At 60.4% G+C, this 23376-nt stretch carries 24 protein-coding genes and 2 tRNA genes; 16 read left to right on the top strand and 10 right to left on the bottom strand.

Going from position 1 to position 23376, the window contains the following annotated elements:
• The first annotated feature begins 527 nt into the window (after positions 1 to 527).
• The 6 genes from BKX93_RS19045 (at position 528) to BKX93_RS25810 (ending at position 4798) form a co-directional block, all read left to right on the top strand.
• Positions 528 to 1244 carry an ABC transporter permease gene (locus BKX93_RS19045; RefSeq protein ID WP_070980900.1) on the top strand — a complete coding sequence of 239 codons (717 nt, stop codon included), beginning with the start codon at positions 528 to 530 and terminating at the stop codon, positions 1242 to 1244.
• Between the two features lie 24 nt (positions 1245 to 1268).
• Positions 1269 to 2198: a glycine betaine ABC transporter substrate-binding protein gene (locus tag BKX93_RS19050; RefSeq protein WP_145929339.1), complete on the top strand. Its 930-nt coding sequence runs from the start codon at positions 1269 to 1271 to the stop codon at positions 2196 to 2198.
• A gap of 11 nt (positions 2199 to 2209) precedes the next feature.
• Positions 2210 to 2857, top strand: a complete 648-nt coding sequence (locus tag BKX93_RS19055; RefSeq protein ID WP_046166900.1) for an ABC transporter permease — start codon at positions 2210 to 2212, stop codon at positions 2855 to 2857.
• Complete coding sequence (locus tag BKX93_RS19060) at positions 2857 to 4002, top strand: osmoprotectant ABC transporter ATP-binding protein OsmV (protein ID WP_046157317.1); 1146 nt, start codon at positions 2857 to 2859, stop codon at positions 4000 to 4002. The genes BKX93_RS19055 and BKX93_RS19060 overlap by 1 nt, the downstream gene beginning before the upstream one ends.
• A gap of 401 nt (positions 4003 to 4403) precedes the next feature.
• Positions 4404 to 4595, top strand: a complete 192-nt coding sequence (locus BKX93_RS25805) for a hypothetical protein (RefSeq protein ID WP_425304951.1) — start codon at positions 4404 to 4406, stop codon at positions 4593 to 4595.
• Between the two features lie 11 nt (positions 4596 to 4606).
• Positions 4607 to 4798: a hypothetical protein gene (locus BKX93_RS25810; RefSeq protein ID WP_070980903.1), complete on the top strand. Its 192-nt coding sequence runs from the start codon at positions 4607 to 4609 to the stop codon at positions 4796 to 4798.
• A gap of 52 nt (positions 4799 to 4850) precedes the next feature.
• On the opposite strand, the gene BKX93_RS19070 is transcribed toward BKX93_RS25810, so the two are convergent.
• Positions 4851 to 5573: a Crp/Fnr family transcriptional regulator gene (locus tag BKX93_RS19070; protein WP_186009447.1), complete on the bottom strand. Its 723-nt coding sequence runs from the start codon at positions 5571 to 5573 to the stop codon at positions 4851 to 4853.
• Between the two features lie 253 nt (positions 5574 to 5826).
• On the opposite strand from BKX93_RS19070, the gene BKX93_RS19075 reads away from it, so the two are divergent.
• Both BKX93_RS19075 and BKX93_RS19080 read left to right on the top strand, forming a co-directional pair.
• Entirely contained in the window at positions 5827 to 6738 is a 912-nt protein-coding gene (locus BKX93_RS19075) for a slipin family protein (RefSeq protein WP_083340603.1), read from the top strand.
• Positions 6739 to 6776: 38 nt separating this feature from the next.
• Positions 6777 to 7940, top strand: coding sequence for a DesA family fatty acid desaturase (locus tag BKX93_RS19080; protein ID WP_070980904.1), 1164 nt, complete (start codon positions 6777 to 6779; stop codon positions 7938 to 7940).
• 115 nt (positions 7941 to 8055) lie between these two features.
• Here BKX93_RS19080 and BKX93_RS19085 read toward each other — a convergent pair whose 3' ends face one another.
• A complete protein-coding gene (locus BKX93_RS19085; RefSeq protein WP_070980906.1) occupies positions 8056 to 8988 on the bottom strand; it encodes an IS5 family transposase in 933 nt (310 codons plus the stop codon).
• 594 nt (positions 8989 to 9582) lie between these two features.
• On the opposite strand from BKX93_RS19085, the gene BKX93_RS24840 reads away from it, so the two are divergent.
• Positions 9583 to 9804 (top strand): hypothetical protein, encoded by a 222-nt coding sequence (locus BKX93_RS24840; protein ID WP_144408787.1) that lies wholly within the window; start codon positions 9583 to 9585, stop codon positions 9802 to 9804.
• A gap of 278 nt (positions 9805 to 10082) precedes the next feature.
• On the opposite strand, the gene BKX93_RS19090 is transcribed toward BKX93_RS24840, so the two are convergent.
• The 7 genes from BKX93_RS19090 to apbC all read right to left on the bottom strand — a co-directional run bounded on the left by BKX93_RS19090 (position 10083) and on the right by apbC (position 15922).
• A protein-coding gene (locus tag BKX93_RS19090; protein ID WP_145929340.1) for an IS3 family transposase occupies positions 10083 to 11182 on the bottom strand; the annotation gives its coding sequence in 2 pieces (ribosomal slippage) (positions 10083 to 10921 and positions 10921 to 11182; 1101 coding nt in all).
• A gap of 244 nt (positions 11183 to 11426) precedes the next feature.
• Positions 11427 to 11516, bottom strand: a tRNA-Ser gene (locus BKX93_RS19100).
• Positions 11517 to 11637: 121 nt separating this feature from the next.
• A complete protein-coding gene (locus tag BKX93_RS19105; protein ID WP_070980908.1) occupies positions 11638 to 12873 on the bottom strand; it encodes a dicarboxylate/amino acid:cation symporter in 1236 nt (411 codons plus the stop codon).
• Positions 12874 to 13268: 395 nt separating this feature from the next.
• Positions 13269 to 13547: a barstar family protein gene (locus tag BKX93_RS19110; protein WP_046157309.1), complete on the bottom strand. Its 279-nt coding sequence runs from the start codon at positions 13545 to 13547 to the stop codon at positions 13269 to 13271.
• Positions 13538 to 13981 (bottom strand): ribonuclease domain-containing protein, encoded by a 444-nt coding sequence (locus BKX93_RS19115; RefSeq protein WP_070980910.1) that lies wholly within the window; start codon positions 13979 to 13981, stop codon positions 13538 to 13540. The genes BKX93_RS19110 and BKX93_RS19115 overlap by 10 nt, the downstream gene beginning before the upstream one ends.
• A gap of 64 nt (positions 13982 to 14045) precedes the next feature.
• Positions 14046 to 14825 (bottom strand): glutamate racemase, encoded by a 780-nt coding sequence (murI, locus tag BKX93_RS19120; RefSeq protein WP_070980912.1) that lies wholly within the window; start codon positions 14823 to 14825, stop codon positions 14046 to 14048.
• Between the two features lie 8 nt (positions 14826 to 14833).
• Entirely contained in the window at positions 14834 to 15922 is a 1089-nt protein-coding gene (apbC, locus tag BKX93_RS19125) for an iron-sulfur cluster carrier protein ApbC (protein WP_070981907.1), read from the bottom strand.
• 335 nt (positions 15923 to 16257) lie between these two features.
• Between apbC and BKX93_RS19130 the strand changes: the two genes are divergently transcribed.
• The 7 genes from BKX93_RS19130 (at position 16258) to BKX93_RS19160 (ending at position 22773) form a co-directional block, all read left to right on the top strand.
• Positions 16258 to 17517, top strand: coding sequence for an MFS transporter (locus BKX93_RS19130; protein ID WP_046157307.1), 1260 nt, complete (start codon positions 16258 to 16260; stop codon positions 17515 to 17517).
• A 154-nt stretch (positions 17518 to 17671) separates the two neighbouring features.
• Complete coding sequence (gene metG, locus BKX93_RS19135) at positions 17672 to 19732, top strand: methionine--tRNA ligase (RefSeq protein WP_070980914.1); 2061 nt, start codon at positions 17672 to 17674, stop codon at positions 19730 to 19732.
• A gap of 433 nt (positions 19733 to 20165) precedes the next feature.
• Entirely contained in the window at positions 20166 to 20351 is a 186-nt protein-coding gene (locus tag BKX93_RS19140) for a hypothetical protein (protein WP_021476952.1), read from the top strand.
• Between the two features lie 153 nt (positions 20352 to 20504).
• Positions 20505 to 21131 carry a VC0807 family protein gene (locus tag BKX93_RS19145; RefSeq protein ID WP_046167474.1) on the top strand — a complete coding sequence of 209 codons (627 nt, stop codon included), beginning with the start codon at positions 20505 to 20507 and terminating at the stop codon, positions 21129 to 21131.
• A 436-nt stretch (positions 21132 to 21567) separates the two neighbouring features.
• A tRNA-Met gene (locus BKX93_RS19150) sits at positions 21568 to 21644 on the top strand.
• A 133-nt stretch (positions 21645 to 21777) separates the two neighbouring features.
• Positions 21778 to 22287, top strand: a complete 510-nt coding sequence (locus BKX93_RS25910; RefSeq protein ID WP_483294890.1) for a methyl-accepting chemotaxis protein — start codon at positions 21778 to 21780, stop codon at positions 22285 to 22287.
• 282 nt (positions 22288 to 22569) lie between these two features.
• Positions 22570 to 22773: a cold-shock protein gene (locus BKX93_RS19160; protein ID WP_021476955.1), complete on the top strand. Its 204-nt coding sequence runs from the start codon at positions 22570 to 22572 to the stop codon at positions 22771 to 22773.
• A gap of 104 nt (positions 22774 to 22877) precedes the next feature.
• On the opposite strand, the gene BKX93_RS19165 is transcribed toward BKX93_RS19160, so the two are convergent.
• Positions 22878 to 23357 carry a GNAT family N-acetyltransferase gene (locus BKX93_RS19165; RefSeq protein ID WP_070980918.1) on the bottom strand — a complete coding sequence of 160 codons (480 nt, stop codon included), beginning with the start codon at positions 23355 to 23357 and terminating at the stop codon, positions 22878 to 22880.
• Positions 23358 to 23376: the final 19 nt, after the last annotated feature.

Raw genomic sequence — 23376 nt, forward strand, 5'->3', positions numbered from 1 at the left:
GGGAAATAAAATAGAAATCGGAAGCCATGAAATTTTATTTTTAATGACAATGGATATTTTGCGCAGCTTGAGCGGAGGGCTGGGGGGAAGGAAGGGATCTGCTGCCCAGTCTTTGATGGCGAAGGCGGATTCCGTTTGTTTTTCAAGAGATCCGGCGGATTTTCCATGATGTGGACGGCCAGTTCGGTTGCGAAGAAATGGCTCTTTATGGCTGTAAATTCATCAGCACGTTTGGGTCAAATGTAAGGTTTATCATTATATTTTTTTTGCAATATCAAGATTATTATGGTTTTTTTGAATATTAGATTGTTTGCATGTTGATTTGCGTGATGTTATAGTATTTGAAAAGTTCTTTGGCGCGCAAGGCGCCACTCAATCTTCGGGCTTGTCCCGTTCCCGCGTTTCACGCACCTCGTATTCGGCTCGACCGGATGTCTTGAAAATCTACTGGCAGCTCTCTGGTTGTCGCGATCATTACAGCGGATCGCCGACGGTTTTGTCGTCGCTATCCGCCAAGGAGGACGCAGATGCACAAAAGAGCGTTTGGCAAGCGCAGCATGATCTGGCTGATCCTGGCCGCCCTGGCGGCGGCGGGACTGTATTACGGCCTTGGCCCGGCCGTGTGGGCGGAATACCGCGAAGACCTGGTCTATCTGGGCGGGCGGCATCTTTATCTGGTCGGCGCGTCGATGGCGGTGGCGCTGGCGGTGGGCTTGCCCAGCGGCATCCTGCTGAGCCGGCCGCGCCTGCGGCGCAGCGCCGAATCCTGGATGCAGATCTTCAATATAGGCAACACCCTGCCGCCGATGGCGGTGCTGGCGCTGGCCATGGTGGTGGTGGGCATCGGCGACGCGCCGGCCATCGCCGCCTTGTTCCTGGCATCCCTGCTGCCCATCGTGCGCAATGTCTACGCCGGCCTGGCCGGCCTGCCGCCGGCCTTGCTGGAGGCGGCCGACGCGCTGGGGATGACCCCGCGGCAGCGGTTGTGGCGCGTGGAACTGCCCAATGCCTTGCCGGTGATTCTCTCCGGCGTGCGGATCGCGCTGGCGCTGAACGTCGGCACCGCGCCGCTGGCCTTCCTGATCGGCGCCAGCAGCTACGGCGAGCTGATCTTCCCCGGTATCTATCTCAACAACCACACGGCTTTGCTGCTGGGCGCCGGCGGCACCGCGCTGATGGCGTTGGCGCTGGACCAGTCGGTGGCGCTGGTCGGCCGCCTGGCCGCCGCGCGCGGCGTGGCCTGAGCGGGCCAGCAGGAAGGATTACCTATGAAAATGATTGCGTGTTTTCGACGCTGGCTGGCCTCTGCCTGTCTGGCGGGAGCGGCGATGGCGCTGTTGCCCGCGGCGGCCGCGGCCGCCGGCCTGACCCTGGGCAGCAAGAATTTCACCGAACAGCACCTGCTGTCCGAGTTGACCGCGCAGTATCTGAGCGGCAAGGGCTATGAGGTGGCCCAGAAGCCGGATCTCGCCACCGTGATCCTGCGCAACGCGATGGAGCACGGCCAGATCGACCTGGCGTGGGATTACACCGGCACCGGCCTGATCATCCACCATGGCATCCAGCAGAAAATGAGCAACGAGGAGGCTTACGCCACCGTCAAGCGCCTGGACGAGCCCAGGGGCCTGATCTGGCTGAACCCATCGGCGCTCAACAACACCTACGCGCTGGCGATGAAGCGCGATCGCGCCGAGGCGGAGGGCGTGCGCACGCTGTCGGACCTGGCGCGGGCGGTGAACCGGAACAATGGCGGTGACAAGCGCTGGCAGCTGGGCTTCGACATGGAATTCGCCGGCCGCCCGGACGGCCTCAAGCCGCTGCAGCAGCTGTATGGCATGGGGTTGAGCCGGCCGCAGATCCGGCAGATGGATTCCGGCTTGGTGTACAACGCCATCCGCGACGGCTTTGTCGATGCCGGCCTGGCCTACACCACCGACGGCAGGATCAAGGGCTTCGAATTGCTGGTGTTGCAGGATGACCTGAATTTCTTCCCGGCCTATGCGGCGACGCCGGTGGTGCGCAAGGAGGTTTTGGACCGCAATCCCGGCCTGGCCGACGAGCTGAACCGTCTGTCCGCCTTGCTGGACAACGATGCGATGTCGACGATGAACGCCGAGGTGGATATCCGGCATCGCCCGGTCCGAGAGGTGGCGGCCGAGTTCCTGCGCAGCCATGGCCTGGCGAAGGAGGGCGCGTGATGGAGACCCTGCTGGAAACCGGCCGCTACATGCTGGCCAACCTGCCCTATATCGGCGCGCTGGCCGGGCAGCATTTGACGCTGGTCGGCATCGCCGTCAGCCTCGCGGTGTTGCTGGGCGTGCCGCTGGGCGTTGCCATCGTGCGCTTCCCCGCCATCGCCAACGTGGTGCTGAGCCTGGCCACCGTGCTGCTGACCATTCCGGCGATCGCGCTGTTCGGCCTGATGATTCCGCTGTTTTCGCTGATCGGCCACGGCATCGGCGCGGTGCCCGCCGTCACCGCCGCTTTTCTTTATTCGCTGCTGCCCATCGTGCGCAACGCCCACACGGCGCTGACGCAGCTGGAGCCCGGCGTGCGCGAGGCGGGCCGCGGCATCGGCCTGACCTTCTGGCAGCGGCTGCGCTGGGTGGAACTGCCGCTGGCGGTGCCGGTGATCTTCGGCGGCATTCGCACCGCGGTGGTGCTGAACATCGGCGTGATGGCGATCGCCGCCATCGTCGGCGCCGGCGGCCTGGGCACGCTGATCCTGCACGGCATCAGCCAGAGCGATATCCGCAAGCTGATCGCCGGCGCCCTCGCCGTAAGCCTGCTCGCCGTGGCCATGGACTGGCTGCTGCTGCGCGCCCAGCGCGCGCTGACACCGAAAGGAATCCGCTGATGATAGAACTGCAAAATCTCTGCAAGCAATTCACCCAAAAGAACGGCCAGGTGTTCAAGGCTGTGGACGATGTCAGCCTGAAAGTGGCCGAGGGCGAGATCTGCGTGCTGCTCGGCCCGTCCGGTTGCGGCAAGACCACTACGATGAAGATGATCAATCGCCTGATCGAGCCCACTTCCGGCAAAGTGCTGATAGGCGGCGAAGACACCGCCGGCATCGACACCGTGACGCTGCGCCGGCACATCGGCTATGTGATCCAGCAGATCGGACTGTTCCCCAATATGACCATCGAGGAAAACATCACCGTGGTGCCGCGCATGCTGGGCTGGGACAAGAAGCGCTGCCGCGAGCGCGCCCGCGAGCTGATGCATATGGTGGCGCTGGATCCGGCCCGCTTCCTGCAGCGCTATCCGCGCGAGATGTCGGGCGGCCAGCAGCAGCGCATCGGCGTGATCCGCGCGCTGGCGGCCGACGCGCCGGTATTGCTGATGGATGAGCCGTTCGGCGCGGTGGATCCGATCAACCGCGAGCAGATCCAGAACGAATTCCTGCAGATGCAGCGCCAGCTGGGCAAGACGGTGATGCTGGTCAGCCACGACATCGACGAGGCGATCAAGCTGGGCGACCGCATCGCGGTGTTCCGCCAGGGGCGGATGGTGCAGTGCGCCGGTGCGGACGAAGTGCTGGCGCGCCCGGCCGATGATTTCGTCGCCAGCTTCGTCGGCCACGACCGCACGCTGAAGCGGCTGCTGCTGGTGAAGGCCGGCGAGGTGGCCGAGCAGCGGGAGACGCTGACCGCCCGGCTTGATACCCCGCTGTCCGCGGCCTACGGCATGATGGACGACGCCGATCTGCTGCATCTGACCGTGGTGGACGCGTCCGGCGAGCCGCTGGGCTTCGTCAAGCGCCGCGACGCCAAGTCCGGCGGCGATGGCCGCTGCCGCGACAAGATCAATAGAATAGAAGTGACGGCTGGCGTCGGCGAGAACCTGCGCATCGTGCTGTCGCGCTTGTACGAGCACAACCTCACCTGGATGCCGGTGGTGGACGAGGTTGGCCGCTATTGCGGCGAGGTGTCGCAGGACTACATCGCCGATTACCTGCACTCGGGCCGCACTCGAAGAAAGGGCGTCGCGCTGGCGTGACGTTGTCGGGGATTGATCAAAAAGGCGCGTATTCGCGCCTTTTTTGTTGCGCTGAGTCTGGGGTGGGGGCGTGTGGGTCTGGCGATTTGGGAGGGTAAGGGCATCCGGATGGCGGCAATCCGGAGCGGATCGTCGCGCATTTTTCGAAGGAAACAAAAAAGCCCTTGATTGCGCTCTACTGGCGGAGAGGGAGTCCGCCAGCCTGTTGTCTGATAATGTCGACGGCATGCTGACTGCCTGCTCAAGCAACTGCATGTTTTCTCCGCCGGCCAAAGCCCCTCCGCGGAGGCAATGCAAGCCATTATTCATGGACTTAATGGGGATGACTTGAACAACCTGGCAGTCTATCTGCAAAGCTTGTAGCGAACTGATGGACTATTTCCCCTGCGCCACATCACTATCTGAAGGTACCCACGCCAACACTGATCTTCGCTGGCGAGGAGCACGGCACTGGCTCCAGCCGTGACTGGGCAGCCAAAGGCACTGGACTACTGGGAGTGAAAGCGGTCATTGTCCGCAGCTTCGTGCGCATCCACCGCTCCAAGCTGGTGGGCATGGAGGTGTTGCCGGTCCCGACAGCGCGGCCGGCTTGAAAGGCGATGAAGTGTTCGATTTGAGCGGGCTGGAGCAGGGCATCCAGCCGCGGCAAGCGGTGACGTTGACGGCGCGGAGTCCGGATGAGCGGACCCGGCAACTGCCGTTGCTGCTGCGCATCGACACCCCGGTGGAGATGGAGTATTACCGCCATGGTGGCATTCTGCCCAAATGTGTTGCGGCAGCTGCTGGGGGGCAGTGAGCGTGTCTGCCTTGTCGCGGCATCGCGCCGCCCGCTGCTCGATGCCGCGCACTCAACGCCGCGACAGCGGCACGGCCAACAAGCGTTGATACTCTTTTCTCACGACGTCGTAGCATTCGCAAGTGCGCTTTTCCAGTCCGCCTCGATACACAATGGTGATATGGCCGCGCGCATAGTGGATCAGCTCAGGCTTCTGCAACTTGAGCGCGGCCTCGGTGACGCCCTCGCGGCGCACGCCCAGCATATTGGCGATCAGCTCCTGCGTCATGACCAACTCATTGCCTTGCAGCCGATCCAGGCTCCGCCATAGCCAGCGGCATAACTGTTGATCCAGCGAATGATGTCGATTGCATGCCGCTGTTTGCCCCATCTGGGTGATTAATGTCTGGGTGTAGCGCAGCAGCAGATGCATCATCGAGCCCGCGCGTTTGAATTCATCCTTTAAAATTTTGGCCCTCAGCCGGTAGTCCTGGCCGGCGCTTTGCACCACCGCGCGGCTCGGCGTCGTTTCCCTGCCCATGAACAAGGCAATGCCGACAACCCCTTCAAAGCCGACAACGGCGATTTCCGCAGAGGCGCCATCCTCCATCACGTAGAGCAGCGAAACAATGGCCGTGGTCGGAAAGTAGATGTGGCTTAGCGTGCAGCCGGGTTCATAAAGCACCTTACCCAATGGCATTTCCACCGGTTCCAGCTGCGGGGCCAGTCTTCGCCACTCAAGTTCCGGCAGGTCGGCGAGCAAGCCATTGCGCCTGGGGGCATCATTGCTGCTCATGTCTTTTCCAGTCTTCAAGCCATTTGAAAACAAACCGCATTGCTGAAAGCGAGTCACAGGCGCGAGGGGTGGTGCGGGACGTTATCGCCCCAGTCTATTGCGTTCTGCGCCCAGGAGCGGCGATGTGCTTGAAATGACACAAGGCCTCGATATTCATCCCTATGTATGACAGCGTACAGATGGCACGCGGCAAACGAGCCGATGCTAAAGCATAGCCAGCCCGGCGCTCAAATCCTCGGCAAGGAGTCCCGCCATGAACCCCATCACCTCGTTCATTGTCGCTGTTTTCTTTTTATCTGGCCTGCTTGCCTACGCGTCCAGCTATCTGCTGCTGGCCATTTTGCTTTGGGTATGCGCCGCGATCGTGGCGCAAGCCTTGCGCATGGCCAACACCTGGCAGAAATGCGTGGTGCTGCGCGCTGGCAAGCTGCGCGGCGTCAACGGACCCGGGCTGTTCCTGATCATCCCGGTCGTGGACCGCGTGGTGGCCACCATAGACGAAAGAATCCAGACCACCGCCTTCAATGCCGAGCAGGCGCTGACCCGCGACACGGTGCCAGTGAATGTGGATGCGATCATCTTCTGGCATGTGCATGACGCGAAAAAAGCGGCCTTGGCCATCACCGACTATAGCCAGGCGATTGATCGAGTCGCGCAGACTTCGCTACGCGAAATGATAGGTTCCTCGATGTTGGCGATACTGCTCAGCGACCGTCAAAGCATGGTGCAGGACCTGTGCGGCAAGATCGCTGAGAAAACCGCGGAATGGGGCATTACCGTGCGCTCGGTGGAAATCCGCGATGTCGCCATTCCGGAGGCGCTGCAGGACGCCATGTCTCGCCAGGCGCAGGCCGAGCGCGAAAAACAGGCCCGGATTATTCTGGGTTCCGCCGAAGCGGAAATAGCCAGCAAGTTTGTCGAGGCGGCGAATATCTACGCGGAACATCCGGCAGCGCTGCAATTGCGGGCGATGAACATTATCTATGAAACCACCAAGGAGCGCGGCACTACGATTCTGATCCCCAGCGCGATGGTGGATAGTTTGAATCCGCAGGCCACTGCGTTGAAAAAGCCTGCATCCGGCCGAAGCGCCGCGTCGACCGCGGCCGTCAATCATGCGGGCTCTGCGGAAGCCGACTTGCGCACCGCAAGCGGCGCCGGTTAAGCGACAAGCGGCGGCTCGCTACTTGCCAAGGAGGTTGCATGCAACTGAGCCTACTTGATCTGCCCTGGTGGGGGCTTGTCCTGGCGACGCTGGGGCTCACCCACGTCACCATTGCCTCTGTCACCATCTTTCTTCACCGGCATCAGGCGCATCAGGCTTTGCAGCTGCATCCGCTGGCTAGCCATTTTTTTCGGTTCTGGCTGTGGCTGACCACTGGGATGGTGACCCGTGAATGGATCGCCATTCACCGCAAGCATCATGCAATGACCGATACCCCGGGCGATCCGCACAGTCCGCTGCGTTTCGGGCTCACGACGGTTTTGCTGCAAGGCAGCGAGCTGTACCGCCGCGCGGCCGGTGACCAAGCGATGCTGGAGCATTATGGCGGCAACACCCCGGATGATTGGCTCGAGCGACGGCTTTACACCAACCACTCCGCTCTGGGGGTGGGCTTGATGCTGCTGATCGACCTATTGTTGTTCGGCCCTGTCGGATTGACTGTTTGGGCGGTACAGATGCTGTGGATTCCCATTTTTGCCGCGGGCGTTATCAATGGCATCGGCCATTACTGGGGCTATCGCTTGTTTGCGACCAACGACTCTTCGCGCAACATCGTGCCGTGGGGAGTGCTGATCGGGGGCGAGGAGCTGCATAACAATCACCACGCTTATGTTACCTCTCCCAAACTGTCGGCCCGGTGGTGGGAATTCGATATCGGTTGGGCGTACATCCGCTTGCTCGCCTGCTTGCATTTGGCCATGGTGCGCCAGCCAGTGCCCCCCCTGCGCCAGAATCCGCTCAAGCTGCATTGCGATGAGAAGACCATGAATGCAGTCATTGCCCATCGTTATCTGGTATTGGAGCGGTTCGATCACGCCCTGCGCCGGGCTGCGTCTGTGGAGTTGCGCCGGCTGGAAGGTCTGTATGTGGCTGCGGGGCTGGAGGCGGTTCGTTGCTGGTTGCGGCATGCCGCGCGGGAACCGCTGCCGGATGGCGAGCTTTTAGAACGGGTGCTGCCGCTCAGTATGGCGCTGAATACCATTTACACGATGAGGCGCGAGCTTGCCTCGCTGTGGGAGCGTTCCGCCTGTTCCACCGCGCTGTTGTCCAGCCAATTGGAGGATTGGTGCCGGCGGGCTGAAAGCAGCGGTATTGACGGTTTGCCGGAATTTTCGCGGCAATTAAGGCAGTACGATTGCTAGAGCGCGCGCTTCAATGTGCCAAGGAGGCAAGGTGGATGATCGTTTTCATGTACCAGCGTGGGGCTCTGTTGCACAAATCCCAGGTAGGACGAGTTTCCCCTTTCCCAAAACCGATTTACGCCATCGCCACAGTGTACGGCCGGCCCAGCATGCTGAAGCGGTTCAAGATGGCAGCACGCACTTGCAGCTCTGCCACTTGACCATCGAAACGCCGGGCCGTCACCCTTTCACCCAGCCGTTTGAAGCCATGCATCTTGGTTTCCACCAGGCTGCGGCGATGGTAGCCGGTCCATCGTTTCCAGATCGCCCTGCCTAATGGCTTGGTGGCCCGCAGAATCTCGTTCCGAGCCAGCACGCCCAGCGAACCTCCCCTCCATGGCCGCGCATTCTTGCGCGTGGGAATGCACGCAATTGCGCCGCACGCAGCTATCGCCTCATGACACGCCTTGGTATCGAAAGCGCCGTCGCCGCTCACGCAGGCTATAGGCTCATCTGAGGAGATTTGCGCCAAGAGCGAAGGCAGTATTTGCGCATCGCCCTTGCGATTATCCGTGACTTCAATGGCGCGGATTTGCAGGGTTTCCGCATCGATACCCAGATGCACCTTACGCCATTGCCGGCGATATTCCGCGCCATGCTTCTTGGTTTTCCACTCGCCTTCGCCCAGCATCTTGATGCCTGTGCTATCCACCAGCAGATGCAGTGCGCCTGAGCTTTTCTGGTAGGGAATCCTGACCTGCAGGGTCTGCTGCCGTCTGGATAACGTACAGTAGTCGGGGACGCTCCAGTCCAGGCCTGCCATCTTGAACAGGCTTTGAATAAAACCGATGGTCTGCCGCAACGCTAGTCCAAATAGGTTCTTGATGGTCAGGCAGAATTGAATGGCGGGGTCACTATGGGTCTGCATCCGGCCGCGTTTGCCCCTTGGCGTCGCCCGCCATGACATGCTCGTGTCCAACCAGACGGACAGAGAACCGCGTTGGATCAGGGCTTGGTTGTAGGCGTTCCAGTTGGTCGTTCGGTAGCGCTTTGGAGCAGGCTTGGTCATGCCACTATCTTACCAAGCTGCGGTGGGGGAGGATTTGTGCAACAGCGCCATGATAAATTGTATTGACTAAGTATAAATAGCTCTGTGCGTTAACGCACAGAGCTTGCCCAGAAAATGATTTAGAGTGGCTAACAAAAATCAGTTTTACGGCTGAGGCAAGGCGCGCCGACGCAGACAGCACAAGCAGTACGGCAAGTCGGTGCAACGCAGCATCAGGGGTTTTGTTAGCCGCTCTTAACCTGCTGCTATAAACTGTCCTGGCGAGTCCAAAAACTTACCAGACAATATCTGGAAGTCTATGATTTTCGATCTGGCGAATTTTTGAGAACGACTTGATCAGACCATTCCTAATGGTATGATTTATGTCTCAGTTTTATGTAAAAAGCGATTAATGCAGCAGTTCTTATTCAATTTTTAAGTGTGATGGCTATTTTTGATATTGGATTAGGTGGTGGAAGTTATTTGTCATTTTTGTAATAAGGAAATCTTGGCAAAATTCCATTGTCTTTTGTGGCGCAAGTGGTAATAGTCAGTCTCAACTGTGCTATACCATCTACAAACTTGTATGCCTGCTGAAAAGAGAAGGAGTTTTTTATGTCAAGATACCACATTGAAATAGAACGTAACTCCGCTGGCGATTTTGTCGGCTGGTCAATACACAATGCAAGGGATCTTCTGCCTTCTCATATTTACCCCCTTTATGAAATGGCAGAGTACAAGGCTAGGCTCTTGGCTCAGGAGAATAACTGGTCTGAAGAGCCTGCTCCCGAGTATGCTCCGATTGCTGAAGCTTTATTGCGGAATAAGCATGAATGAGAGAAATGCTATGTCGAATTTACAGTTATCATCCTCCGTGGTTAAATCTAGTAATGGGCTGTCTCGACAACAAATAGTGGTCTTGAAAACTGTGCTTATGCGGTATCGATATATATCACTCCAAACTCTACACGAAACCCAAGATCATCTGCAGGCGTTCCTCGAAATTTCTGACTCGGAGGAGCGATTCCTGCAGAGAGAGGAATACCGAGTTGACTTAACAGTTTGACCTCCTCCCGCAAAAATTGACCTCCACCCGACTAACCGAGCGGTCTAGTCTAGAGATTTCCGGCTTCAAGGTGAGCAAGTCTGAACTCGCTCGGGGTCTGGTCGCCCAGCGAACTGTGCGGCCTGAATTCGTTGTAATCCTGCCGCCAACGCTCGATCTTTTCACGTGCGTCATCCAGCGATAAAAACCAATGCACATTCAGGCACTCATCCCGCAGACTGCCGTTAAATGACTCGATAAAGGCATTATCCGTGGGTTTCCCTGGTCGTGAGAAGTCCAGCGTGACGCCTTGCTCATAGGCCCACTGGTCCAGCGCCAGGGAAATAAACTCGCTGCCGTTGTCGACCTGAATCCGTTGCGGCGTCCCGCGCAAGGCTTGCACATGCTGCATCGTAGCAACCACGTCTGCGGCTTTCAGCGCGAAATCCACCGTGATCGCCAAGCTCTCCCGACTAAAATTATCCACCACAGTCAAGACCCGGATTTTCTGGCCGTTGAACAACTGATCGGCGACGAAATCCATGCTCCAGCAGGCATTCAAACTGGAGACCGCCGGCCGAGCTTGCCGGTGCGCGGCCGCCACTCGCCGCTTGGGCCGTTTGCGCCGGAGGTTCAACCCCTCCTCGCAGTAGATCCGGTAGGTCTTCTTGTGATTGATCTGCCAGCCCTCACGCCGCAGCAGAACATGGATGCGGCGCGCGCCATAACGAATGCGGGTGGCGGCGATCTCGCGGATTCGCTGCCGCTCCGCACGATCGTCTCGAGGGTGAGGGCGATAAAAATAGGTAGCTTGCCGCAGTTGAATGACCGCGGTGGCGCGATGGATGCTGACGCGGTAGGCGTCGATCAGGAAGTTCGCCAGCTCGCGTTTGCGAGCCGGCCTCACAGCTTTTTTTGGATGACTTCCTGCAGCATCTGCTTGTCCAGGCTCAGGTCGGCGACCATGCGCTTGAGGCGGGCGTTCTCTTCTTCCAGTTGTTTCAGGCGGCGCAATTCGCTGACACCCAGGCCGCCGTATTTCTTCTTCCAGTTGTAGAAGGTGGCTTCGGAGACGCCCATCTTGCGGCAGACCTCGGCGACGGTGGTACCGGACTCCGCCTGGCGCAAGGCGAAGGCAATCTGTTCTTCGGTGAACTTCGATTTTTTCATGACAAATCTCCTGCCCGGATGGGCTTAAATTTGCCAGAAATCTCTACTTTTCGCCGCTACGTTTTTGCGGGAGGAGGTCAGGGTTTGAAGAGTTAACATAGACGCAGAGACGTATAAAATAAAACGCCCCATGCTCAATGAGCAGGGGGCTAATCATCATCTCTAATCCACGAGCGCAGCACAATTTTTTGTGGGCTTTTATGTGGAATAAAATCAATTAAAGCTATTGATTTTAAAGTGTCGCTGGCGGAGAGGGAGGGATTCGAACCCTCGGTACGCTCGCACGTACGCCTGATTTCGAGTCAGGTACATTCGACCACTCTGCCACCTCTCCGGCGTCAGTCGAGGAGCGCATTATGTCCGTGCGAGCCTGAACTGTCAATAGTTTCTTGCAGCTTTCCGTCCATGAAAAACGCCACCGCGAAGGGTGGCGTTGACGCGGGGGCGACAGCGGCTCAGTGGCGCTTCAGTTCGCCTTCCCACTTGGCGACCACGGCGGTGGCGACGGAGTTGCCCACCACATTGGTGGCGGAGCGGCCCATGTCCAGGAAGTGGTCGATGCCCAAGAGCAGCAGCAGGCCGGCTTCCGGAATGTTGAACTGCGCCAGGGTGGCGGCGATCACCACCAGCGACGCGCGCGGCACGCCGGCCATGCCCTTGGAGGTCAGCATCAGGATCAACAGCATGGAGATTTCCTGGGCCAGCGTCAGATCGATGCCGTAAGCCTGGGCGATGAAGATCACCGCGAAGGTGCAGTACATCATCGAGCCGTCCAGGTTGAACGAATAGCCCATCGGCAGCACGAAGCTGGCGATCTTGTTGGATACGCCGAAGCGTTCCAGCTGTTCCAAGGTCTTCGGATAGGCGGCTTCCGAGCTGGCGGTGGTGAACGACAGCAGCAGCGGCTCCTTGATCATGCCCATCAGGTGCAACAGGCGCGGGCCGACGATCAGCACGCCGACGGCGATCAGCAGCAGCCACAGGATGCCGATGGACAGATAGAACTGGGCCATGAACTTGCCGTAGGTGCCGAGAATGGACAGGCCTTCCTTGGCCACGGTGGCGGCGATGGCGCCGAACACCGCCAGCGGGGCGAAGTTCATCACGTAGCTGGTGACCTTCAGCATCACGTGGGCGACGACGTCGATCACGTCGATCAGCGCCTTGGAGCGCTCGCCCAGAGCGGCCATCGCGCTGCCGAAGAATACCGAGAAGATCACGATCTGCAGGATTTCGTTGTTGGCCATCGCCTCGAACACGCTCTTGGGAATGGCGTGGGTGACGAAGTCCTTCAGCGAAATGGCGCCGGCCTTGATGCCGGAGTCGGCGTGCATGTCGGGCAGCGGCAGGTTCAGCGCCACGCCCGGCTTCAGGATGTTGACCATGATCAGGCCAAGGGTCAGCGACGCCAGCGAGGCGCAGATGAACCAGCCCATGGTCTTGCCGCCGATGCGGCCCACCGATTTGGCGTCGCCCATCTTGGCGATGCCGACCACCAGCGTGGAGATCACCAGCGGGGCGATGATCATCTTGATCAGCCGCAGGAAGATGTCGGTGAGGATGGACATGCCGTCGACGAAGGATTTGATCGCGGCGGCGTCATCGCCGGCGTGTTGGCGGAAGAGGTAGCCTACGAGGATGCCCAGCAGCATCCCGACCAGAATCAAGGCCGTGAGTTTTTTAGACTTCATTCAGTTGTTCCTGCCTGTTCTTGAGACGTTTTCAAACGAGCGTCGCATTTTCATGACATGACATGCGGCTTAATGGAGGGAGTCATGTGTGCGTGCCGTGTGTCCGGCATGTTTCGCCATGTAGCGGCCGGGCTACTTTGTTGTTTTTAGCCCGTTTTCAGGGACTTGTACCTGTTGTTGTCCGACAGGAGCAGCCGGCTGAAGGTTAGCGATTATAGAGTGTTAGTACGAGGTTGTCTTGACGGGATTTCGACAATTGCTGTTCGAATTCGAATATTTCGCAATGATCTTAAAGACTTAAGAATTCCATGATGCGCTAAAGAAGCGCATCGCATGGCGAGGGCTGCCGCGTTGATGCCGTTCGTGTAGCGCGGCGACAACGCGGCGGGCGGGGATCAGTGGTGGATGTCTAGGGTGACGTCGCCGCGCTCTTCGGCGACGGTTTGCAGAATTTCCAGCACGGTGGCGTAAACGTCGGCGCCCAGCCCGCGGCGGGCTTCCTCGGTATCGCGCCAAAGCAACTCGAACGGGCCGGCCACATCGTTGGCCAGGCTGTCGTACAGCGCGTCCAGGTTGCGGCCGAAATGGGCGGGCAGCGACAGCTGGCGCTCCAGCTCGTCGTAGAACTGCTCCAGGCTGCGGATATGGCGCAGCTCGCATATTTTTACTTGCATGGCGCGACCTCGATGAAGCTGTTGTAGTGGTCCACAGTGACAAAGCGCTGGCCCTGGCGGCTGAACAGCAGGCGCTTGGCGCCGCGCTTGCCGCCGGTGTAGCCCAGGTCGGCTTCTTGCCATTGGCCGGCGGGCAGACGTTTTTCGTAATTGCCGAAGCGGTCGCCACCCATGGATTTGCCCTGCAGGCCGGGCGCAGTCCACAGGCTGCGGCCCGGCTTCCAGCCGGCGGCCTGGGCCTGGCGCTTGGTGACGAACTTGTCCGGCAGCCGGCCATCGCGGCCCAGGCTTTGCAGCATGTCGCCCAGCTCGGCCACGTCCAGCTGGCGGGAAGCCTGCAGATTGACCTTGGCGGCGACGTCGCGACAGGAGGGCGCGGCCAGCGCGGGGAGGCTCAGCGCCGACAGCAGCAGTAACAGCAATCTTGTTTTCATGATAAAACCTGAGGCAAAGGGTTGCCGCGCCATTCTAGCGTCGCGGTGGCGGGGGGAGAAGCGCTCAATCCAGCGCTTGCGACTCCACCGGGTAGGGATGGCCGATGAGCTGCGGCAGCCGCAGCGCCATTTCGCCGGCGTCGGCCGAGGTGGTGATGAAGCGGTAGTAGCGGTCGCCCTGGCTATCGCAGCCGTGCTGGCGCAGCAGGTCGCCGACGCGGCGGGCGATGGCCTCGGCCGGGTCGTACAGCTGGATCCCGTTGCCGGTGACCTCGCGGATCAGCGGCTCGAGAAACGGGTAGTGGGTGCAGCCCAGCGCGATGTGGTCGATGTTTTCGCCCATCAGCGGCTCCACCACGCTGCGCACCAGCGCGCGGGTGCGTTCGCTGGATAGTTCTCCGGCTTCCACCTGCTCCACCCAGCCGTGGCCGGCGCGGCGCAGCACGTCCACGCCGTCGGCGTGGTCGTCCAGCAGCGTTTTGACGCGCGCGCTGGCCAGTGTGTATTCGGTGGCCAGCACGGCGATGCGGCCGGTGCGGCTCATCGCGGCGGCGGGCTTGATCGCCGGTTCGATGCCGACGATGGGGAGCGACAGCTCGGCGCGCAGCGCGGCGATGGCGGCGGTGGTGGCGGTGTTGCAGGCCACCACCAGAATGGTCGCGCCCTGGCTGACCAGGTAATGCCCCACCTTCAGCGCCCGGGCGATGATCTCGTCGCGGCCGCGCGGGCCGTACGGGCAGTAGGCCTGGTCGGCCAGATAGGTGATCGGCCAGTCGGGCAGGGCGGCGCGCACCGCGCGCCACACCGACAGCCCGCCCAGGCCGGAATCGTACATCGCTATCATGTTGCCGCTCAGTTGTTCTGGATCACGATCTTGGGGAACTTGCCGGAGAAGTCCTGAGCCTTTTCGCCCACCTTCACCGCCACGCGGCGGGCGATGGCGCGGTACAGCTCGGCCGGCTTGCCGGACGGATCGGCCGCCACGCTGGGCTTGCCTTCGTCCACCGCCAGGCGGATGGCCAGATCCAGCGGCAGCGATCCCAGCAGGTCCACGCCGAAGTCCTGCGCCATCTTGGCGGCGCCGCCTTCGCCGAAGATGTGTTCGGCGTGGCCGCAGTTGGAGCAGATGTGGATCGCCATGTTTTCCACCAGGCCCAGGATGGGCACGCCCACCTTCTGGAACATGGTGACGCCCTTGCGCGCGTCCAGCAGGGCGATGTCCTGCGGGGTGGTGACGATCAGCGCGCCGGTGACCGGCACCTTTTGCGACAGCGTCAGCTGCACGTCGCCGGTGCCCGGCGGCATGTCGATCACCAGATAGTCCAGATCGTCCCAGCGGGTGTCGTTCAACAGTTGCTGCAAGGCCTGGCTGACCATCGGGCCGCGCCATACCATCGCCTGATCGGCGTCCACCAGGTAGCCGATGGACATGGTCTGCACGCCGTGATTGGACAGCGGCGTCAGCTTGCCCTCGACCGATTCCGGACGCAGGCCCTGCAAGCCCATCATCAGCGGTTGCGACGGGCCGTAGATGTCCGCGTCCAGAAGGCCGACTCGCGCGCCTTCGTCCGCCAGCGCCAGCGCCAGGTTGGCGGCGGTGGTGGACTTGCCGACGCCGCCCTTGCCGGAGGCGACGGCGATGACGTTCTTCACGCCGGGCAGCAAGGGCACGCCGCGCTGGGCGGAGTGGCTGGCGATCTGGCTGCTCACCGCCACCTTGACGGCGCGGCCTTCCGCCAATGGCGCCAGCGCCGCCTCGAACTGCTGGCGGACGGCGTCGAACTGGCTCTTGGCCGGGTAGGCCAGCACCACGTCCAGGCTGATCTCGGCGTCGCCGCACTTGAGATTCTTGACGTTTTTGGCCGCTATGTAGCTTTTGCCGGTATTGGCGTCGATCAGCGGCTTCAGGATTTCGAGGATCTGGTTTTCGAGCTGTGCCATGGTTTCGTTCTGGGTGGCCCGGTCGGCTTGGCCGCCGAACAGGCGGGTGAGTTTGGAGAACATGCGAGGTTCCGGATGGATATTTCCGACAATTTTAATCGGATTTTGTCTCGGGCGCATCGCGCTTGGCGATGTCCGCATCTTACTCCTGCGGGCTTCCGTCGGTCAGGGAATTTATTGTGTATCAGGGCTTGGTTTATAAGTTTTTTTTGATAAAAGTCTTTGAAAAGCGTAGTATTACCGGTTCTTTACGCAATGCGCGACGCTTGCGTTCCAAGGCTCGGCCCCGTCAGGCCGCGGGCCCTGCTCTTTGATCGAAAGGCTTTCTCCGCTTTATGCAGTCCAAACACGCCAAGCTTACCTGGGCCAATCTGCTGTTCCCGCTGGCCCTGGTCCTGTTCGAATTCGCCGTCTACATCTGCAACGACATGGTGCAGCCCGCCATGCTGGCGGTGACCCGCGAGTTTCTGGTCGACGCCTCCTGGGCGCCGACGTCGATGACCGCCTTCCTGATCGGCGGCGCGCTGCTGCCGTGGCTGACCGGCCCGCTGTCCGACCGCATCGGCCGCCGTCCGGTGCTGCTGTTCGGCGTCGCTTACTTCACCATCGCCTGCCTGGCCACCTATCTGGTGAGTTCGATCGAAGCCTTCATCGCGCTGCGCCTGCTGCAGGGCGTGGGCCTGTGCTTCATCAACGCGGTGGGCTACGCCTCGCTGCAGGAGTCGTTTGAAGAAAGCGCCGCGGTGCGCGTGACCGCGCTGATGGCCAATGTCGCGCTGATCGCGCCGTTGGTCGGCCCGCTCGCCGGCGCGGCGCTGCTGGAGCTGGCGCCGTGGCGCAGCGGTTTTCTGTTCATCGCCGGCCTGTCCTTCCTGGCGCTGATCGGCCTGTACCTGCGGATGCCGGAAACGGTCGAGCCCAGCCATGAGAAGCTGCCGCTGTCCAGCATGGGCCGCGACTACCTGAAGGTGTTCGGCCACAGCCGCTTCGTGCTGGCCGCGCTGTGCATCCCGCTGCTGGCGCTGCCGCTGATGGGCTGGATCGCGCTGTCGCCGGTGCTGCTGGTGCGCGACCTGCACATGAGCACCGTCGAGTACGGCCTGATGCAGCTCCCGGTGTTCGGCGGCCTGATCGCCGGCAACCTGGCGCTGGCCGTGATCGCCGACCGCTGGCCGCTGGGCCGCTCCGCGCTGGTGGGCATGTGGCCTATCGTCGGCGGCCTGGCCGTGATGGTGGGCGGCGTGCTGTTCTCGTCCGTGCCGCAATATTGGATGGTGGCCGGCATGAGCCTGATGGCTTTCGGCGAAGGCCTGGCTTTCGGCGTGCTGTACCGATTCGCGCTGATGTCCTGCGACCTGGCCGGCCGCGGCACCATTTCCGCCAGCATGAGCATGATCTCGATGGCCGGCTACGCGGCGGGCATCGAGCTGTTCCGCCAGGTGTACCAGACCAGCGGGCTTGTCGGCTTCGCGGTGCTGTCGCTGTGCTTCTCGCTGGCCTATGTGCTGCTGGGCCGCAAGATGGTGGGCATCGCGATGGCCGAGCGTGCCGCGCCGGCGGAACAACAGGGCGAATTGGCTGGCCAGAGCGCCTGATCCGTCCGTTTAGACCATCACAAGCCCGGCCGCCGCGCGTCCCGGGCTTGTGTTTTTTGTGCGCGGCAATATGGGCGGCGCGGCGCGATGGCCGCCCGTCCGTTCTGTCTCTATAATCGATCGCTTGAGATTGCCTGACTGGGAAATGATCCGAATGACCAAACGCAAGATTCTGGTGACCAGCGCGCTGCCTTACGCCAACGCGGGGCTGCACCTGGGCCACATGCTGGAACAGATCCAGACCGATATCTGGGTGCGCTTCCAGAAGATGCGCGGCCACGAATGCTATTACGTGTGCGCCGACGACACCCACGGCGCGCCCATCATGCTGGCCGCCGAGAAGCGCGGCATCACGCCCGAGCAGCTGGTGAATGAAGTGCGCGAGCTGCACGTCGCCGATTCGCAGGGTTTCCTGATCGGCCACGACAACTACTACAGCACCAACAGCCCGGAAAACAAGGCGCTGGCGGAGCAGGTTTACCTGGCCCTGAAGGCCGACGACAAGATCGCCTGCCGCACCATCGAGCAGCTGTTCGACCCGGAAAAGCAGATGTTCCTGCCGGACCGCTTCGTCAAGGGCGAATGCCCGAAGTGTTCCTCCAAGGACCAGTACGGCGACAACTGCGAAGTCTGCGGCGCCACCTACGCGCCGACCGAGCTGAAGAACCCGTACTCGGCGGTGTCCGGCGCCAAGCCGGTGCTGAAAACCTCCGAGCACTACTTCTTCCGCCTGGGCGAATGCGCGGACTTCCTGAAGGCCTGGACCAGCGGCTCCAGCCGCCGCGCCGACGGCGCCGTGCAGCAGCACTTGCAGCCGGAATCGCTGAACAAGATGAACGAGTGGATCGGCGGCGGCCTGCAGGATTGGGACATCAGCCGCGACGCGCCGTACTTCGGCTTCGAGATTCCGGGCGCGCCGGGCAAGTACTTCTATGTGTGGCTGGACGCGCCGATCGGCTACATGGCCAGCTTCAAGAATCTGTGCGAGCGCCTGAGCCTGAACTTCGACGAGTGGTTCGCCAAGGACAGCCAGACCGAGATGTACCACTTCATCGGCAAGGACATTCTGTACTTCCACGCGCTGTTCTGGCCGGCGATGCTGAATTACTCCGGCCTGCGCTCTCCGACCGGCGTGTTCGCCCACGGCTTCCTGACCGTGGACGGGCAGAAGATGTCCAAGTCGCGCGGCACCTTCATCCAGGCCAAGAGCTATCTGGATTGCGGCCTGAATCCAGAGTGGATGCGCTACTACATCGCCGCCAAACTGAACGGCCGCATCGAGGACATCGATCTCAACCTGAACGACTTCGTCGCGCGGGTGAACTCCGACCTGGTCGGCAAGTTCGTCAACATCGCCAGCCGCTCCGCCGGCTTCATCGCCAAGCGCTTCGACGGCATGCTGGCCGCCCAGGTATCCGACGGCGAGATCCTGGCCAAGCTGCAGGCCGCGGCTGAAGAGCTAGCCGCAGCCTACGAGGCGCGCGAATACGCGAAGGCGCTGCGCGACGTGATGGCGCTGGCCGACATCGTCAACGGCTATGTGGACGCCAACAAGCCGTGGGAGCTGGCCAAGCAGGAAGGCCAGGACGCGCGCCTGCAGGACGTGTGCACCGTGCTGGTCAACGCCTTCCGCCTGCTGGCCATCTACCTGAAGCCGGTGCTGCCAAAGCTGGCCGAGGGCGTGGAAGCCTTTCTGGATGTGTCGCCGCTGTCCTGGAGCGACGCGGAAACCCTGCTGCTGGGCAAAAAGATCAATGCCTACCAGCACCTGATGCAGCGCATCGACCCGGCGCTGATCGACAAATTGATAGAAGCGAACAAGCAGAATATGCAAGCTACCCAAGACGCGCCGGCCGCCGCCACGCACGAGCCGCTGGCCGAAACCATCAAGATCGACGACTTCGCCAAGGTGGACCTGCGCGTAGGCAAGGTGCTGGAGTGCAATTTCGTCGAAGGCTCGGACAAGCTGCTGCAGTTCAAGGTGGATCTGGGCTTCGAGACCCGCAACATCTTCTCCGGCATCCGCAAGGCCTATCAGGAGCCGGAAAAGCTGGTCGGCCGCCACGTGATCGTGGTCGCGAACCTGGCCGAGCGCAAGATGCGCTTCGGCGTGTCGCAGGGCATGATCGTCTGCGCGTCCGGCGTGGACGACAGCGAAGGCCTGTTCCTGCTGGACGTGGACGCAGGCGTCAAGCCGGGCATGCGCGTCGGCTGATTTCCGCCGTCCGCCATTGACCTAGGTCATGGCGGATAAGTAGTATCACCAGGTATTTTGATGATGCTTGGTTATCCTGGCCCCGGTTGCCATATTGGTAGCTGGGGTCTTGTTTTACCCTTATGGAAAGTTGCTAGGCGGCGGGGACTGTTTTCTTGTCCGACCGCCGCCACGGTCTTTTGTCATCGCCGTGTGGCGAACACTGACAAAAGTCCAGCTGCGGCGAACCGTCGGCTTGCTATAGCATGGTGGATTGCGCGGTAATGGGCGCTTGCGGATGATGGACTTCGTCACGGGCTTGTCATCCACGCCTGCTAGATTGCAGGCAGGCAACAGATTGACTGTGCGCCTGGTTGGAACTTTTTCCGGCGAACACTGACAAACAACGAATATCTATCTGTTTTTTATCGAAAAAAAGAATAAGGATTGAATTATGAAAATCTCGCAACTGAAGCCGGGCTACAAAGTTTTCGAACATAAGGAGTGCGGCGACGTGGTTCACTATGAAGTGATCAGCGTGCGCCAGGTCGGCAAGATGTTTGAAGTGACTTTCAAGTCCGCGCTAGGATTGGCCAGCGCGATGTATCCGGCCAATGGATTCATTCAGGCCGCGGCCTGAGTCTTCCCAATTCCGAATCGTCGGCCGGCGCGCCGGCGCGCCAAGCCCCGCCTAGAGCGGGGCTTGGTTTTTTGCGCGGCGACGAGGATGGCTCCGCATTGACAATTGCATGATGGGTCTGCACTGTAACGATTTTATTTTGGAGTCCGCGCCATGCCGCGACGCGCCTTGCTGCTGCTCGAACTGGTCGTCAATTTTCTGCTGCCCTGGCTTTGTTACCATTGGGCCAAGCCGCATTGGGGCGAAATGGGCGGCTTGCTGCTGTCGGCTGTGCCGCCGATAGCCTGGAGCTTGTGGGAGCTGTGGCGGACGCGACGGGTGGATGCGCTCGGCATGATGGTGCTGCTGGGGATCGCGCTGTCGCTGCTGGCGATGTTGCTGGGCGGCGGAGAGAAAATGCTGCTGTTGCGCGAATCCCTGCTGACGGGTTTGTTCGGCGCGGCATTCCTGTTGTCCTTGTTGTTGCCGCGTCCGTTGGTCTTCTATCTGGCGAGGGCGACGATAGAGCGCAAGGAAGAGGGAGGTCGGGAGCGCTGCGAGCGGCTGTGGCAGCAGGCGGCTTTCCGTGGTGGTATGCGGACGATGACTGTGATGTGGGGCGTGGGCTTGGTGGCGGAAATGGCGCTGCGCAGCTGGCTGGCCTGGCATTGGCCGGTAGAGCGTTCGGTGCTGCTGTTGCCTTGGATCAGTTATGGCGTGATGGGTGCGCTGACCGCGGCGACCTTGCTGATGCGCAAGCGAATGGGGGCTGGGCTGCCGCGAGCGATTGCCAGCAGCTGAGCAACTGGTATTTTATTGGCATTTTGTATCTATTTGGTATACAATCAGCCGGTTGGACAAAAAAAGAGGGCCGCGCGAGGCGGCCCGAAGTTCCGTGATGAACACTTAGGAGAACAGGCATCGCCTGGGCTGTACGCGCTGGCAGTCGCATGCAGCTTGCAACACCTGTCAAAATGCACAAGAGGCCGGTTGGCTCTCCATCAGGTTGGCAGACCCGGATGGCAAGCTGGTCGTCTTTGCTTTCGCATCAACGCCGACCACGATGTCAATGTAGCGGCTTTTTGTTGACCGCTTATGTTTTTGCCGCCGGCATCTGTTAAAGATTATGAAGTCGAAGTGCGATGGGTTTTAAAGAAAGTTTCATGTAGCTGTTGACAGTAAATACACTGTTCGGTATAGTTCACTTCTCTGCACGAAACGCAGAACAGAATTCAGACGCGGGGTGGAGCAGTCTGGTAGCTCGTCGGGCTCATAACCCGAAGGTCGTAGGTTCGAATCCTGCCCCCGCAACCAAACAAGTAAAGCATTTGGCCAACTTTTCGAAGTTGGCCTTTTTGCTTTTCCGGATCCGGTAACCGCTGTGTAAGCGGATTCGATCCATCTCGGCCGCTGTGAGTCCGCGCGGCCAGAAGGCGGCATCTGCGTGATGCGCTTCCAAGCATCCCCCTCGCCAGGCTACCTGTTGTTTTCTGCCTCCAGCCGGTCATCGCGGACCAGACGAATCTGCTGGTGCAGATGCTGTCTTGAGGCCGTTCGCGTGGGTGTTCAAGGCCGCGGCTTTGCCATGGCGGCGGGCGAGGTGCGCAAGCTGGCAGAACGCACGGCTCAGGCCATGGCCGAAATCACCGCAAACTCAGGGCATGTCGCAGCAGGCGCGGAGCGCCGTGGATCAGGGCGTGGGCCTGGCTCGGAGCTCGGCAAGCGAGATCGAGGGCATCGATGGGCTAATGCCGCGGGCAGTGGAGGCTTTCGCGCAAATTATCTACATCACCTGGGGCAATCCACTGCAGTCGGCAACGTTGTCGACACCACCGAGCGCATCGAGGGCATGACTCGTTCCGCGTCGGAGGTCTCGCAGAGTGCTAGCTCGACCTTGGATGAATTAAACCACCAAGCTACTAAGCTCAGGGGCGTGGTAGAGAGGTTCCATATTTAGCCAAGCTGGGCGCGCCCGGCAGGAGTAATGCAGCGCAAGCCAGATCGGTTCGGGCTCCGGTTGCGCTGCGCCTGTCGCGGTGCCGGTCTGAGCCCTTTTCTTAAAAATATTGTTGACAACTGAAAAGTAATCTGTGCAAAATTAAAGGAGCAGGATCTTCAAGCGTCATATCTATCGACACCTCGTTGCCCACCCCGTTGGTCTTCTTTGTTTCCTTATCTATTCCTTGATTATCATGCTTTTGGCGATTTTATTGCCGCTAACCGACACAAGGAGTACATTATGGAAACGGGTACCGTTAAGTTTTTCAACGACGCAAAAGGTTTTGGTTTTATCACCCCGGACAATGGCGGTGATGATCTGTTCGCTCATTTTTCTGAAATTCGTGCCGATGGGTTCAAGTCCCTGCATGAAGGCCAAAAGGTAAGCTACACCCGAGCTATGGGCCAAAAGGGCCCGGCAGCATCCGGCATTCAGCCTCTCTAATTATTGCTGCTATGAAAAAAAAGCCCCTAGCGGGCTTTTTTTGTCTATGTCTTTCAAGTGAAAAACCGAGGCTTAGCCTCGGTTTTTTGCATTCCGGTGTTCGATCATGCCGCAAAGGCTTTCAAGGCCTCGCCAGCGAAGCGGTAGTAAATCTTGTCAGCCACGATGCCGGCGCCGATGCTTCGATAGAACGCCATCGCGTCCGCATTGCCTCGCTCCGCCGTCCAATCCAGCCGTTTGCAGCCGTGTTCCATGGCATGGCGGGCCAGCGCCTTCATCAAGGCCTTGCCTATGCCGCCGCCGCGCGCTTCAGGGACGGCGAACAAATCCTTCATGAACAATTGGCCGCCATATTCCGGCGCGGGGTATAGCAGCGAGAAGCTTGCGAGGCCGATGGCGGTGTTTTCGCGCTCCGCCAGCATGACTTGCACGCCGCAATGCGCTTGGAACAAGTTGCCGGCCACGTAGCGGGCGGAGGCCTCGCGGCTTGCCCGATCGGGACCGAAGTAGTGCAAGTCGATCCGGTAGAACAATTCGGCCAGAGCCGAGGAGTCGGCCGGCGTCGCAAGGCGGGTGGCGATCATGCCTCGTCCTGTCAGGTAA

This window comes from Chromobacterium vaccinii (genome assembly GCF_001855275.1).
GTDB lineage: Bacteria > Pseudomonadota > Gammaproteobacteria > Burkholderiales > Chromobacteriaceae > Chromobacterium > Chromobacterium vaccinii.

Coding starts and splice junctions, on each gene's coding strand:
- BKX93_RS19045 (WP_070980900.1), top strand. CDS start 528: ATGCACAAAAGAGCGTTTGGCAAGCGCAGCATGATCTGGCTGATCCTG.
- BKX93_RS19050 (WP_145929339.1), top strand. CDS start 1,269: ATGAAAATGATTGCGTGTTTTCGACGCTGGCTGGCCTCTGCCTGTCTG.
- BKX93_RS19060 (WP_046157317.1), top strand. CDS start 2,857: ATGATAGAACTGCAAAATCTCTGCAAGCAATTCACCCAAAAGAACGGC.
- BKX93_RS19070 (WP_186009447.1), bottom strand. CDS start 5,573: ATGAGCAGCAATGATGCCCCCAGGCGCAATGGCTTGCTCGCCGACCTG.
- BKX93_RS19075 (WP_083340603.1), top strand. CDS start 5,827: ATGAACCCCATCACCTCGTTCATTGTCGCTGTTTTCTTTTTATCTGGC.
- BKX93_RS19080 (WP_070980904.1), top strand. CDS start 6,777: ATGCAACTGAGCCTACTTGATCTGCCCTGGTGGGGGCTTGTCCTGGCG.
- BKX93_RS19085 (WP_070980906.1), bottom strand. CDS start 8,988: ATGACCAAGCCTGCTCCAAAGCGCTACCGAACGACCAACTGGAACGCC.
- BKX93_RS24840 (WP_144408787.1), top strand. CDS start 9,583: ATGTCAAGATACCACATTGAAATAGAACGTAACTCCGCTGGCGATTTT.
- BKX93_RS19105 (WP_070980908.1), bottom strand. CDS start 12,873: ATGAAGTCTAAAAAACTCACGGCCTTGATTCTGGTCGGGATGCTGCTG.
- BKX93_RS19110 (WP_046157309.1), bottom strand. CDS start 13,547: ATGCAAGTAAAAATATGCGAGCTGCGCCATATCCGCAGCCTGGAGCAG.
- BKX93_RS19115 (WP_070980910.1), bottom strand. CDS start 13,981: ATGAAAACAAGATTGCTGTTACTGCTGCTGTCGGCGCTGAGCCTCCCC.
- murI (WP_070980912.1), bottom strand. CDS start 14,825: ATGATAGCGATGTACGATTCCGGCCTGGGCGGGCTGTCGGTGTGGCGC.
- apbC (WP_070981907.1), bottom strand. CDS start 15,922: ATGGCACAGCTCGAAAACCAGATCCTCGAAATCCTGAAGCCGCTGATC.
- BKX93_RS19130 (WP_046157307.1), top strand. CDS start 16,258: ATGCAGTCCAAACACGCCAAGCTTACCTGGGCCAATCTGCTGTTCCCG.
- metG (WP_070980914.1), top strand. CDS start 17,672: ATGACCAAACGCAAGATTCTGGTGACCAGCGCGCTGCCTTACGCCAAC.
- BKX93_RS19140 (WP_021476952.1), top strand. CDS start 20,166: ATGAAAATCTCGCAACTGAAGCCGGGCTACAAAGTTTTCGAACATAAG.
- BKX93_RS19145 (WP_046167474.1), top strand. CDS start 20,505: ATGCCGCGACGCGCCTTGCTGCTGCTCGAACTGGTCGTCAATTTTCTG.
- BKX93_RS25910 (WP_483294890.1), top strand. CDS start 21,778: ATGCGCTTCCAAGCATCCCCCTCGCCAGGCTACCTGTTGTTTTCTGCC.
- BKX93_RS19160 (WP_021476955.1), top strand. CDS start 22,570: ATGGAAACGGGTACCGTTAAGTTTTTCAACGACGCAAAAGGTTTTGGT.
- BKX93_RS19165 (WP_070980918.1), bottom strand. CDS start 23,357: ATGATCGCCACCCGCCTTGCGACGCCGGCCGACTCCTCGGCTCTGGCC.